This window comes from Amycolatopsis sp. NPDC050768 (assembly GCF_040654155.1).
Classification (GTDB): Bacteria; Actinomycetota; Actinomycetes; order Mycobacteriales; family Pseudonocardiaceae; genus Amycolatopsis.
The window spans coordinates 357,822-369,135 of record NZ_JBFAHL010000010.1 but is presented as its reverse complement, the minus strand read 5'-3'; the positions used below and the strand labels follow the sequence as shown (position 1 = coordinate 369,135).

15 protein-coding genes and 1 pseudogene are annotated in these 11,314 nt (G+C 72.1%); 6 read left to right on the top strand and 10 right to left on the bottom strand.

Going from position 1 to position 11,314, the window contains the following annotated elements; translation table 11 throughout:
- A partial coding sequence (locus tag AB0H62_RS29320) for a peptide-methionine (S)-S-oxide reductase (RefSeq protein ID WP_360589512.1) occupies positions 1-122 on the bottom strand: 122 nt, incomplete at its 3' end.
- A complete protein-coding gene (locus tag AB0H62_RS29315; protein ID WP_360589491.1) occupies positions 119-1,021 on the bottom strand; it encodes a LysR substrate-binding domain-containing protein in 903 nt (300 codons plus the stop codon). The genes AB0H62_RS29315 and AB0H62_RS29320, both read right to left, overlap by 4 nt.
- Positions 1,022-1,104: 83 nt before the next feature.
- Between AB0H62_RS29315 and AB0H62_RS29310 the strand changes: the two genes are divergently transcribed.
- Positions 1,105-1,959 (top strand): EamA family transporter, encoded by an 855-nt coding sequence (locus tag AB0H62_RS29310; RefSeq protein ID WP_360589489.1) that lies wholly within the window; start codon positions 1,105-1,107, stop codon positions 1,957-1,959.
- On the opposite strand, the gene AB0H62_RS29305 is transcribed toward AB0H62_RS29310, so the two are convergent.
- The 4 genes and pseudogenes from AB0H62_RS29305 to AB0H62_RS29290 all read right to left on the bottom strand — a co-directional run bounded on the left by AB0H62_RS29305 (position 1,956) and on the right by AB0H62_RS29290 (position 4,147).
- Complete coding sequence (locus AB0H62_RS29305) at positions 1,956-3,146, bottom strand: RNA polymerase sigma factor (protein ID WP_360589487.1); 1,191 nt, start codon at positions 3,144-3,146, stop codon at positions 1,956-1,958. The genes AB0H62_RS29310 and AB0H62_RS29305 overlap by 4 nt on opposite strands.
- A gap of 7 nt (positions 3,147-3,153) precedes the next feature.
- A complete protein-coding gene (locus AB0H62_RS29300; RefSeq protein WP_360589485.1) occupies positions 3,154-3,507 on the bottom strand; it encodes a YciI family protein in 354 nt (117 codons plus the stop codon).
- A gap of 121 nt (positions 3,508-3,628) precedes the next feature.
- Positions 3,629-3,847 (bottom strand): annotated as a pseudogene (locus AB0H62_RS29295) (DUF3159 domain-containing protein); the annotation flags it as partial.
- Between the two features lie 12 nt (positions 3,848-3,859).
- Positions 3,860-4,147 carry a DUF3159 domain-containing protein gene (locus AB0H62_RS29290; RefSeq protein WP_360589483.1) on the bottom strand — a complete coding sequence of 96 codons (288 nt, stop codon included), beginning with the start codon at positions 4,145-4,147 and terminating at the stop codon, positions 3,860-3,862.
- 202 nt (positions 4,148-4,349) lie between these two features.
- Between AB0H62_RS29290 and AB0H62_RS29285 the strand changes: the two genes are divergently transcribed.
- A complete protein-coding gene (locus AB0H62_RS29285; protein ID WP_220240490.1) occupies positions 4,350-4,976 on the top strand; it encodes a DsbA family oxidoreductase in 627 nt (208 codons plus the stop codon).
- Positions 4,977-5,001: 25 nt separating this feature from the next.
- Here AB0H62_RS29285 and AB0H62_RS29280 read toward each other — a convergent pair whose 3' ends face one another.
- Positions 5,002-5,499, bottom strand: coding sequence for an ATP-binding protein (locus AB0H62_RS29280; protein WP_220240491.1), 498 nt, complete (start codon positions 5,497-5,499; stop codon positions 5,002-5,004).
- Positions 5,500-5,754: 255 nt separating this feature from the next.
- The gene (locus AB0H62_RS29275; RefSeq protein WP_360589480.1) at positions 5,755-7,125 is read right to left on the bottom strand and encodes a M20 family metallopeptidase; all 1,371 of its coding nucleotides are present in this window, start codon (positions 7,123-7,125) and stop codon (positions 5,755-5,757) included.
- Between the two features lie 119 nt (positions 7,126-7,244).
- Here AB0H62_RS29275 and AB0H62_RS29270 point away from each other — a divergent pair, with 119 nt between their 5' ends.
- The gene (locus AB0H62_RS29270) at positions 7,245-7,754 is read left to right on the top strand and encodes a SigE family RNA polymerase sigma factor (protein WP_220240492.1); all 510 of its coding nucleotides are present in this window, start codon (positions 7,245-7,247) and stop codon (positions 7,752-7,754) included.
- A complete protein-coding gene (locus AB0H62_RS29265; protein ID WP_360589477.1) occupies positions 7,751-8,422 on the top strand; it encodes a hypothetical protein in 672 nt (223 codons plus the stop codon). Before AB0H62_RS29270 ends, AB0H62_RS29265 begins: the two co-directional genes overlap by 4 nt.
- A gap of 4 nt (positions 8,423-8,426) precedes the next feature.
- Here AB0H62_RS29265 and AB0H62_RS29260 read toward each other — a convergent pair whose 3' ends face one another.
- Positions 8,427-8,924 (bottom strand): cupin domain-containing protein, encoded by a 498-nt coding sequence (locus AB0H62_RS29260; RefSeq protein ID WP_354879968.1) that lies wholly within the window; start codon positions 8,922-8,924, stop codon positions 8,427-8,429.
- 204 nt (positions 8,925-9,128) lie between these two features.
- Here AB0H62_RS29260 and AB0H62_RS29255 point away from each other — a divergent pair, with 204 nt between their 5' ends.
- Both AB0H62_RS29255 and AB0H62_RS29250 read left to right on the top strand, forming a co-directional pair.
- Positions 9,129-9,554: a nuclear transport factor 2 family protein gene (locus tag AB0H62_RS29255; protein WP_360589475.1), complete on the top strand. Its 426-nt coding sequence runs from the start codon at positions 9,129-9,131 to the stop codon at positions 9,552-9,554.
- A complete protein-coding gene (locus tag AB0H62_RS29250) occupies positions 9,551-10,129 on the top strand; it encodes a TetR/AcrR family transcriptional regulator (protein ID WP_360589473.1) in 579 nt (192 codons plus the stop codon). Before AB0H62_RS29255 ends, AB0H62_RS29250 begins: the two co-directional genes overlap by 4 nt.
- Here AB0H62_RS29250 and AB0H62_RS29245 read toward each other — a convergent pair.
- A complete protein-coding gene (locus AB0H62_RS29245; protein ID WP_360589471.1) occupies positions 10,099-11,277 on the bottom strand; it encodes a hypothetical protein in 1,179 nt (392 codons plus the stop codon). The two genes, AB0H62_RS29250 and AB0H62_RS29245, sit on opposite strands and share 31 nt — an antisense overlap.
- Positions 11,278-11,314: the final 37 nt, after the last annotated feature.

Here is an 11,314-nt window from a genome sequence, read left to right as displayed (position 1 = left end):
GCGTTGGGGGTGTCGCCGCCGCTGTAGCCGACGCGCGTGGACACGACGCCGGGCTGGTGGCGGAACAGCTCCTCCATGCCCCAGAAACATCCGCCCGCGAGGATCGCCTTTTCCGTGGTCATGGTTCGCCATCGTAGCGGCGCCGCAGCAGGTCGAGCACGAGCGCGAGCGGCGGCCACGCGTCCCGCCCGCGCCGGGTGGCCGTGAACGAGCGCAGCCGCACGTCCGGCCCGGTCAGCGGCAGCAGCGCCACCTCCGGCCGCGTCGGGCGCGCGACCGGCAGCAACCCGACGCCGGGCCCCGCGACGATCAGGTCCTCTACGAGATCGAGGCTGTCGGCCAGGTGCGTGACGCGCGGGGTGAACCCGGCCATCGACGCCAGCGTGCGCACCACGTCCTCGTCGGCGCGGTTGCGGGAGTTGCCGATCCAGTCGTGGTCGCGGAACGCCTCGAACACGGTCAGCGTGCCTTCGCCGGCCACCCGGCCCGCGTCCGTCGCCGGCACGCCCAGCCCCCACGCGGCCGTCCACAGAGGACGGACGTCGAGCGACCGGTCGGTGGTCGCGGGCGCGAGGTCGTAGTCGTAGATCAGCGCCAGGTCGACGTCGTCGGCCAGCAGCTGGGTCATGGCTTCGGCAGGTTCGTACTCGCTGATCACCAGCCGCACCCGTGGATGCGTCCGCGCCAGCCGGTCGGCGGCCGGCAGCAGCGCACGCCGGATCGCCGTGGCGAAGCCCGCCACCCGCACGGTGCCCGCCGGCTCCGCGTGCGGGTCGAGGTCCGCCCGCGCGGCCTCCACTGCGGCCAGGATCGTCACGGCGTGCTCGGCCAGCCGCTGCCCGGCCGGGGTCAAGCGGACGCGGCGGCCGTCCGGTTCGAGCAGCGGCGCGCCCGTCTCCAGCGCCAGTGCGGCGATCTGCTGCGACACCGTCGACGTGGTGGTGTCGAGCACATCCGCGACGGCGCGCATCGAGCCGAGCCGCGACAGCTCGAGGAGGAACTGCAGCCTGCGGGTGTCCATGCCGCCATTGTCCAGGATTCCCGGACAGTACGTTCACGATCGGCACGTGGACACGAACGGTGGCCATCGGTTCTCCTGGACGCGTGCTCTCCTCCTCCACCCGCACCGGGGCGGCGCTCGCCGTCGCCGCGATGCTCTGCGTGCAGCTCGGCCTGGCGCTGTCCGTCGGCCTGTTCGACCGCGTCGGGCCCGAGGGCGCCGCGTGGCTGCGGCTCGCCTGGGCCGGGGTGCTGCTGCTCGTGCTGGTCCGCCCGCGCCCGTCGTCGTTCAGCCGCTCGACGCTGCTCGCGTGCGTGGTGCTGGGCGTTGTCACCGCCGGCATGACGATGCTGTTCATGGCCGCCGTCGCGCGGCTGCCGCTGGGCACCGCGAGCGCGCTGGAGTTCCTCGGCCCGCTCACGGTCGCGATCACGCGCGGGCGCGGCGGCAAACGCCTGTGGCCGGTGCTCGCCGCCGTCGGCGTGCTGTTTCTGACCGAACCGTGGGAGGGCGGGGCGGACCTGGTCGGCGTCGGTTACGCGCTCGCCTCGGCGGTCTGCTGGGCGACTTACATCCTGCTGACGCAACGTGTCGGCGACGAGGTGTCGGGCGTGCGTGGCCTCGCGGTGTCCATGCCGGTGGCGGCGATCGTGGCGACGCTGGTGCAGGGGCCGGCGGTGTTCGGGCACCTGTCGTGGGAGCTGCTGCTCGCCGGGCTGGGGCTCGCGATCCTGCTGCCGGTGGTGCCGTTCAGCTTCGAGATGCTCGCGCTGCGGCGGCTCACAGCGTCGGCCTTCGGCACGCTCATGAGCCTCGAACCCGCCATCGCGATGACGATCGGGTTGCTCGTGCTCCACCAGGTGCCCGACCTGGCCGCGGCCGCGGGAGTGCTGTTCGTGGTGGCGGCGGGCATCGGTGCCGAACGCACGGGCGCGCGGGAACCTGTTGTGGCGCCTTAGGTTTCGGCCAGGCGAGCCCGGCGCGTTCGCAGGAAGGCGCGTTCGGTGTCGTTGCCGGCCAGGCTGATCGCTTCGTCGTAGGCGGCGACGGCTTCCGCGGTCCGGCCCAGCCGGGTGAGCAGGTCGGCGCGGGTGGCCGGCAGCAGGTGGTACCCCGGCAGGTCCAGCTCGTCCACAGTGGCCAGCGCCGCCGCCGGACCGTGCACCTCGGCCACGGCGACCGCCCGGTTGAGCGCGACGACCGGGGTCGGGGAGTGTTGCAGGAGCTGGTCGTAGAGCGCCAGGACCTGCGTCCAGTCGGTGGCCGGCCCGTCCGTGTGCACGGCGTTGATCGCGGCCTGCAGCTGGTACGGACCCGGCTGCCCCCGGCGCAGGCAACGGCGCACCAGGTCGTGCCCCTCGGCGATCAGCTCGCGGTTCCACAGTGACCGGTCCTGCTCCGCTAGCACCACCAGCTCACCCGAGGGACCCACGCGCGCCGGCCGGCGGGCTTCGGTGAGCAGGAGCAGCGCCAGCAGCCCGAGCACCTCCGGCTCGTCCGGCATCAGCTCGGCGAGCGCCCGCGCCAGGCGGACGGCGTCGGCGCACAGGTCCGTCCGCAGCAGCTCGCCGGACGTCGACGTGTAGCCCTCGTTGAACACCAGGTAGAGCACGGTGAGCACGGGCGGCAGCCGGTCGGGCAGGTCGGCCGCGCCGGGCACCCGGTAGGGGATGCCGGCGTCGCGGATCTTCTTCTTCGCCCGCACGATTCGCTGGGCGAGGGTCGCCTCCGGCACGAGGTAGGCGCGCGCGATCTCCGGCACCTCCAGCCCGCCGAGCAGCCGCAGCGTGAGCGCGGTCTGCGCGAGCGGCGACAGCGCCGGGTGGCAGCAGGTGAAGATCAGGCGGAGCTGGTCGTCGCGCACGGGTCCCACCTCCTCGGGCTCGTCGCGTTCGTTCAGCAGCAGGGCCTGCGCGTGGCGCGCCTCGCGCGTGGACTCGCGGCGCAGGCGGTCGATGGCGCGGTTGCGGGCGGTGGTCACGATCCACCCGCCGGGGTTGGGCGGCAGTGCATCGGCCCATTTGGTGACGGCCACCGCGAACGCGTCCTGCACGGCCTCCTCGGCGAGCCCGATGTCGCCGAGGAGGCGCGTCAGCGTGGCCACGCAGGGGCCGTACTCGGCCCGGTAGACGCTGTCGAGGTCCACCGGCGCCTCAGCGCTGCGAGATGTCGTCGAACGGGCGCACCTCGATCAGCTGCCCGCAGGCCAGCGCGCACTTCTCGGCCCACACGAGCGCCTGGTCGAGGTCGTCGCACCGGATCACCCAGAACCCGCCGAGCTGTTCCTTCGTCTCGGCGAACGGGCCGTCGGTGATCGTGACCGTGCCATCTCCGGGTCGCACGACCGTGGACGCGTGCGAGGGCCGCAGACCACCGACGAACACCCACACCCCGGCGGACTTCATGTCCTCGGTGACCCGGCCGGTCCGGGCCAGCATCGGCTCGAAGTCCTCTTCGGGCTCCGGCTTGCTCTCGTCGAGCTGGACGGCGAGCAGGTACTGCTTCATGGCGGGCTCCTTCGCTCGGGCGACCGGTCCGTTCGCCGGTCCCTCACCCTGCCCACGAACCGGCTCGACGCCATTCGACACCACGAAGGGGAAAACTTCTCGCTTTCCCGTGTTCTCGGCACTACTCGTCGGCGAGGAGCTTCTCGCGCTTGCTCGCGTAGTGGATCGCCCACGCGGCGGCCCCGAACGCGAGGCCGGTGAGCGGGTTGCCCATGGCGATCTTGGCGAAGGCGAGCCAGCCCGTGCAGTCCTGGTCGTAGAGGTACTGCTGCACCAGGAACCGCGACGCGAACACCAGCGTGGCCGTGGCCGTGGCCAGGTCGTAGCCCAGCCGCGAGCGCCGGTCGGCCCGTCAGGTCATCTTCTCGCTGTTGACCAGGCTCCACACCACGCCGACCAGCGGCCGGCGCACGACGATCGACACCGCCAGCGCCAGCGCCACGAAACACGCGAGGCTGAACCAGATGTCGGACAGGAAGTAGCCCAGCCCCGCGAAGGAGTTCACCACCACGAAAACCAGCGACGGCAGCGACGACACGAGCAGGCCCGCGAGCCCGCCCGTCCGCTCCCACGCCGTGCGCGGCCGTGACTCGGAGGCGGACCCGGCGGGCTTCGGTCTTCGTCCCAGGTCGCTCCACACCTCCGATTGAAACGGGCGGGAACTAGGCAAACTCCTAGCTTGGGCCCACGGTCGGGTGGTCCGGGCGGTGACCCTGCGTGGGTCCGCCGCGTGGTGAGTCGTCCCACAGCCGCCGGGCCCGGCTTCGTCGCCGCGCAGGAAGGGGTCGGTTACCTGGGAGTGCGTACTTCTGGATCACCCCCGCGGTCCTTAGGCTGGGGACATGCACGTGGAAATCTGGAGCGATGTCATCTGCCCGTGGTGCTACCTCGGGAAGGCGCGGTTCGAGGCGGCGCTGGAGGGGTTCGAGCACCGGGACGAGGTGGAGGTGACGTTCCGGTCGTTCGAGCTGGACCCGTCGCGCGACACGGTGGAGCCGTTGCAGGAAATGCTGACCGCGAGGTACGGGCCGCAGGCGGTGGAGATGGAGGAGCACCTCGCCGGGCTCGTCGCGGAGGTCGGCCTCGGGTACCGGTCCGACCGGGAGATCGGCAACACCTTCGACGCCCACCGGCTGATGCACCTCGCGCGCGAGCGCGGGCTGGAGCGCCGGATGGTGGACGCGTTGTTCACGGCCAACTTCGCCGAGGCGCGTCCGCTGTTCACCGGGGACACGCTGCTCGACGTGGCGGTGGAGGCCGGTCTGGACCGCGAGGACGCGAGCCGGGTGCTGGCCGATCCGGCGGCCTACGCGGACGCCGTGCGGGCGGAGGAGCGGGAAGCGGCGCAGCTCGGCGCGACCGGGGTGCCGTTCTTCGTGCTGGACCGGCGCATCGGCGTCGCGGGTGGTCAGGCCACCGAGGTGTTCGCGCAGGCGCTCGAGCGCGCGTGGAGCGAGCGCGCCGCCTGACCGCGGTCCACTGTGGACGGCGTGCTCAATCGGACCAGCCGCTGAGCCGGTTGAGCAGCCGTTCCAGCACTTCCGGGTCGGCGGCGACCGGCGCGCCCGACACGGGCTCGTCCACGAGGGTGCGGCGTTCCTGCCGACGCGGCAGGCGGACCTGGCCCGCCGTCATGCCGCTGGGCAGCGGCATCTCGCACCACGTGAGGCGGCCGTTGCGCAGGGGCTCCACGCCGATCCGGTCGCCGGGCGCGGTGCGCGGCGGGTTCGGGCCGACGAGGTCGTCCTCGATCTCGACCACGAGCACCTCGCCGCGCAGCTGCAGGCGCACGGTGATGAACGCGGGGGCGGCGGTGTTGCTCTGGTCCACGATGTCGCCGACGAGCCGCGACGTGGTGGCGGTGACCTGTTCCAGCATCGGCAGGAGCGACCAGTCCGACAAGATCAGGCGGACGAACAGCTCGGTGCACGGAACCGCACTGGGCTGAGCCACCAGTCGGAGATCGTCCACCTGGGTGGTGCGCGTGCTCAAGCCTCACCTTCCTCATCGGCTCACTGCCGCCCTCCGCGGGCGGGACCGGTTGGGGCATCATGCCATCGACCTCCCGCGGGTTCGCGGCGGGAGGTCGATGTGCGTGTCCGCTCGCCTCACACGTCCGGATTCGCTGGGTGAACGTCCCAGGTCACAGCTTCGAGTGGCCCACCGCGAAGGTCGAGTGGACGACGTCCATGAACGGGATGCCGGAAATGCCCGGAGCGGACTTGCCGGGTTCACGAATGTGAACGATCACTTGTCGCCCAGGTCCCAGAACAGGCCGGTCATGATCGCGACGGCCTCGCGCGCCAGGGGAGCGAGCAGGTGCTCGTCGGGCGCGTGCTGGGCGCAGGCCGGGTAGGAGTGGGGGAGCCAGATCGTCGGCATGTCCAGGATTTCCGCGAACGCGTCGTTGGGGATCGTGCCGCCGAGGTTGGGCAGGAGCACGGGCGCGCTGCCTGTGGTGCGGGCGACGGAGTCGGCGGCCCAGCGCACCCAGGGGTGATCGGGATCCGTGCGCGTCGGCGGCCGGCTCTCGGTGACAGCGACGTCGACCATCGGAAAACCGTGCTCCGCCAGGTGGTTCCGCAGCGCCGGCTCGAGCCGGGCGAGGTTCGTGCCCACCACCGACCGCAGTTGCAGCGTCGCCTCCGCGCGGCCCGGGATGGCGTTGACCGGTGACGCGGGCGTGCCGGCGAGGAACGCCAGCACCTCCACGGTGTTCCATCCGAACAGCCGTTCCGCGGGCGTGAGATCCGGCTCGCCCCAGCCCTCGTCGACGGCCGGGTCGTCCGCTCCGCCGCCGACCGGCACGGTGGCCAACGCGTCGCGCACGGACTCGGGGATCGCCGGGGGACGCAGCCCCGGCACCAGAATCCGGCCCCGTCCGTCCACAAGGGAGGTGATCGCGGCGGCCAGTGTGGTGGCCGCGTTGCGGAGCACGCCACCCCAGTTGCCGGAGTGGTGGTCGCGTGGGCGCAGGTCCGCGGTGAGCGTGAACTGCGTGACGCCGCGAGAGCCGAGGAACAGCGTCGGCAGGTCGGCGCGCACGCGGGGCCCGTCGGACGCGATCAGGACGTCCGCGCGCAATTCGTCGCGCAGCTGCCCGCACACCTCGACGAGGCCGGGGGAGCCGCGTTCCTCACCGGTTTCGACGAGCACGACGAGGTTGAACCCGAGCTGCCCGCGGGCCCGTAGCACCTCGCGCAGCGCGAAGAGGTTCAGCGTGTGCTGGCCCTTGTTGTCGGCCGACCCGCGGCCGTACCACCGCTCGCCTTCGGCGATCAGCGTCCACGGGTCGAGGCCTTCACGCCATCGGGGTGCTTCGCCGTTGACGACATCGCCGTGGCCGTAGAGCAGCACCGTGGGCCGGTCGGCGGACTCGTGGCGGGTCGCCACCAGCAGTGGGCACTCGGGCGCCACCGGGTTCTCGGCCACCCGGGTGCGGCAGCCCAGGGCTTCCAGAGCCGGGGCGAGCTCGTCGGTGAGGTACGCGCGCAGCCGCGGGTGCCCGGCGGTGAGGTTGCTCTCGGTCCGGTACGCCACGCGGCGGGCGAGCTCGGCGAAGAGCTCGCCGGAGTCGAACCGCTCCAGGGCCTGGTCGATCGTGTCCGCGCGCTGCATCGAGCACCTTCCGGTCGGGGACGCCGGGTCCGTTGTAGCACCCGGCCCCGACGAGAATGGACTCAACCTTTTCGCGGTCCCGCTCGTCTGACCGGTCATGTACGCGCGCGAGGACCGGCATGGCCCGGGGTGACAGTGAGTTCGCGGACTTCGTCCGCGCGTTCTCGCCGCGGCTGCTGCACGCCGCCTACCTGCTGACCGGCGACCGGCACCAGGCGGAGGACGACGTCCAGACCGCGCTGGTGCGCACGTACACGTCCTGGCCGCGGATCCGCAAGCAGGACCCGTTCGCCTACGCGCGCAAGGTGCTGGCCAACCACGTGATCGACCGCTGGCGCCGCCCGTACCGCGAGCAGGCCACCGAGGAGGTGCCCGAGCGCGCCGTCGAGCGCGACTTCACCGTCGGCGTCGTCGACCAGGAGTGGCTCATGCGGGCGCTGGCGCCGCTGAGCCCGCGGGAACGCGCGATCGTGGTGCTGCGGCACTTCTGGGACCTGTCGGAGGCCGACGTCGCGGCCGAGTTGAAGGTGTCGCTGGGCACGGTGAAGAGCACCAACTCGCGTGCGCTGGCGAAGATGCGCGGCACGGCCGCCGAGCGGCACTCGTGCGCGGCGGGGCAGGCGTCGTGACGGATCTCGAAGCGCTGCGCGGGGTGCTGGCGGAACCGCCCGCCGTGGAGTTCACGGCCGTGGACCTGGCGAACGTGATGCGCAGGGGACGCCGGCGTCGTCGCCTGCGCCGGCTGTCGGCCGCCGCCGCGACGGTGGTCGTGCTGGTCGGCGTCGTCGTGGGCGCGCAACTGCTGAGGACGCCCGATTCGCCCGCGGTGACCACGCTGGCCGTGACGGCGGCCCAGCCCGAACAACGCGCTGCGGCTCCGATCGGCGAGGTGGTTGGCACCAAGATTGTGGACCCGGAAGGCGAGGTGGTGCTGTTCTTCGAACGCGCATCGGCCGGACCTGATGCCTCGCCGTACCAGCTCGTGCTCGGCCACCGCGACGGCGACGGCATCACCTCCGAGCTCGCCACCGGCTCCCGCGCGAGCTCACCCGGCTTCCACGCGCTCACCGCGGGCCGCCCGGGCCGGGACCTGCCGCTCTACGGCTACTACTCCGGCCCCGCCACCCGCGTCACCGCGGAGGTGGGCGGCCTGATGTACGGCGCCGACACCCAGCGCGTCGAGGCCTTGGCGGTCACGGTGTTCTGGTTCCCCCGCCGTGACACCACCGTCTTGGGCGGCATCTCGACGTTGCCGATGAACGCGTACAGCGCGGTGGGTGACGCGCTGCCGAAGTAACGGCTCAGACCGTCCGCGCCGCTTCCCACGCCGCGCTCGCGCTGAAGTACGTGTCGTAGATTTCCTGGACCTCCAGGAGGCTTTCGGGGGCCGCTTTGCCGTACGCGATGCGCTCGAGGTGGCGGAAGTACTCGAAGCGTTCGACGCCCGGCGCGATGACGATGAGCAGGTCGGCGTCTTCGCCCGGTGCGGCCGCGAAGGCGTGGGTCAGGTTGGGCGGCACGACCACGAGGTCGCCGCGGTCGGCGGTGACGACGGTGTCGCCCGAGAGGACCTGGACGGTGCCGCCGAGGACGTAGAACAGCTCGGCGGAGCCGGCGTGGTGGTGGGGCGCCGCGCCGTTGGCGCCGTCCTTGAGCTCGACCTGGATGGTCGACAGGGCGCCGCCCGTGGAGCTGCTGTCGGCGAGCAGCTTGACGGTCGTGGGTGCGCGGCCGATGACCTCGGCGTCGCCCGACCGCACGATCACGGAGTCGTCGAAGCTGGGAATGACGATGGACATGTGAAGCCCCCGGGAAGTCCGTCGTGGGATCGTGGCGGCGCCGGATCCGCGGCGAACCTACCACGCTGCGACCAGCTCCATCGCCGTGAATTTCTCCAGCGCGCCAACGGTTTTCCGTGACCGGGACACCGCACTGGCGAAGAGGAGGGGTACCTCCGTATAGTGGAGCGGAGGCACCCCTCCTCTTAAGCACAAGGAGCGATCATGTCCGCACGTGAGGCCATCGAGAATCTGATCTTCACCTACGCCGCGCACGTCGACGCCGGGAACTTCGCCGCGGTCGGCGAGCTGTTCGCCCACGGCACCTTCGCCGGCGGCGACCCGGCGACGGGGCGCGAAGCCGTCGAGCGGTACTTCCACGACACGCTCGTGCTCTACCCCGACGGCACCCCGCGCACCCGCCACCTGACCACCAACGTGCGCGTCCACGTCGACGAGGCCGCCGGCACCGCCACGGCCCACAGCTACTGGACCGCGCTGCAGGCCACACCCGGGCTGCCGCTGCAGCCCATCGCGTCGGGCCACTACGACGACCGCTTCGAACGCTCGCACGGCGCGTGGCGCTTCGTCGAACGGCGTCCGCACGTGGCGCTGGCCGGGGACCTCAGCCACCACCTCAAAGCCGCGTGACCCGCCCGCTGCGGGCCGACGCCCGCCGCAACCGCGAGCGGCTCGTTGCCGAGGCCGGGGCGGCGTTCCTCGCCCACGGCACGGGCGCGTCGCTCGAGGAGATCGCGCGCCGGGCCGGCGTCGGGATCGGCACGCTCTACCGCCACTTCCCGCGCCGCGAAGACCTGCTCGACGCGGTGTTCCAGGGCGAGGTGGACGCGCTGCTCGACCTCGGCCGGGAGCTGGCGCGTGCCGACGACGCGTTCGGTGCCCTCGGTACGTGGCTGAGGGCCGTGGTCGACCGCCACCGCGCGTGGCAGGCCATCGCGGTGGCGACGGGCCAGGACCGTCCGAACGCGACACTCGCGACGTCGCGGATTCCCGTTGAACAGACCGGGAAAACGCTGCTCGCCCGAGCGCAAAATGCGGGGGAGGCTCACAAGAGTGCAACGATCGCCGACCTCCTGCGCCTCGCCGGCGCCATCGGTCAGGCATCCGACGAGACGCCGGACGACCCGAAGCTGCCGGACCGCCTGCTGCACCTCGTGGTGGAAGGGCTGCGGGCTCAGCCGCGCACGGGCAAGCGCGCGAGGTAGTGGTCGCGGGCCGTGAGGCTCGTGTCCAGGTGCCGCACCAGCGGCTCGAAGAACGAGCTGCGGTACGTCGAGTCCGTGACCGCGCCGGCCGCGAAGTACAGCGCCGAGAACGCGGCGATGAACAACGACACCTGCAGCAGCTCGTTGGCGATCGGCACCTGGATGCCGAACAGGGTGCCCGGTGTCGGATCGTGCCCGACCCACGACTTGATCACCGGCGCGCGGACCGTGATCACGCCGAACGCCACGAAGAACACGAACGTGAGCACCGACAGCACGAGCGTCTGCAGGATCTGCGTGAGCAGCAGGACGAGCACCATGTTCGCCCGCTCCAGCTTGGTCAGCGGCACCCGCTCGGGCGCGGGATCGGTGCACGACGCGAACGGGGTCCCGTCCAGCGTGTCCGGTTCGGCGGGCTTCTCCGCTTTCGTCAGCGACCGGACCTCGTCCGACAGCGTGGCCACGAGGAACAGCACCGCCACCACCGAGAAAAGCCCGACGACGAGCCAGATCCGGTGCCGGGTGAGGTCGGCGGTGACCTGCCAGATCTCGGTGGTGAAGAAGCCGAATACGGTGAACAGCAGGAGCAGTGGCAACGCGCGGGACGTGAGGTCACCGAGGCGGCCGAGCTGGCGGAACGCGGCCCGCAGCGCCCAGCCGAGGATCGACCCGCCGCCGAAGAACGCCGCGACGAGCAGCACCACCAGCAGCCCGAGCTGTTCCAGCACCCCGACCGGCAGCGAGTCGTGCGGCGGGGCCGCGGCGTCGACGATCGGGTTGAGCACCAGGAACACCGCGGCCACCCCGAGCGCGACGGGCGTGCCCCGCCGAGCCGGCACGCGCCGCCGGACCCAGCGCGCGGCGAGCCACGCGCCTACCGAGGGCACCACCACGTACGCGAGGAGCACGACGAGGTAGAGCAGCGCGAACCAGGTCTGGTCCATCCGGCGCGCGAACTCGTCGTCGCTGCCGCCGTCGACCACTGACGTGGCCGTGGTGAACAGCAACCCGAGCACCACGAACACCTCGGCGGGCACGATCCGCGCCAGCAGGTGCGCCGGGCGGCCGCGCACCACCGACGGCAGGCCGCGCCGCCGGAACCACTGCTCGGCGGCTTCGCGGTCGTAGGGTTCGCGCGCGCTGTCCACGTCGGGTGACCTTAACGGGACTCGCGTGAACTCTCCT

Bases quoted from the DNA above. Each gene is read 5' to 3' on its own strand.
- AB0H62_RS29315 (WP_360589491.1), bottom strand. From the start codon at position 1,021: ATGGACACCCGCAGGCTGCAGTTCCTCCTCGAGCTGTCGCGGCTCGGC.
- AB0H62_RS29285 (WP_220240490.1), top strand. From the start codon at position 4,350: ATGCACGTGGAAATCTGGAGCGATGTCATCTGCCCGTGGTGCTACCTC.
- AB0H62_RS29300 (WP_360589485.1), bottom strand. From the start codon at position 3,507: ATGAAGCAGTACCTGCTCGCCGTCCAGCTCGACGAGAGCAAGCCGGAG.
- AB0H62_RS29255 (WP_360589475.1), top strand. From the start codon at position 9,129: ATGTCCGCACGTGAGGCCATCGAGAATCTGATCTTCACCTACGCCGCG.
- AB0H62_RS29260 (WP_354879968.1), bottom strand. From the start codon at position 8,924: ATGTCCATCGTCATTCCCAGCTTCGACGACTCCGTGATCGTGCGGTCG.
- AB0H62_RS29270 (WP_220240492.1), top strand. From the start codon at position 7,245: ATGGCCCGGGGTGACAGTGAGTTCGCGGACTTCGTCCGCGCGTTCTCG.
- AB0H62_RS29275 (WP_360589480.1), bottom strand. From the start codon at position 7,125: ATGCAGCGCGCGGACACGATCGACCAGGCCCTGGAGCGGTTCGACTCC.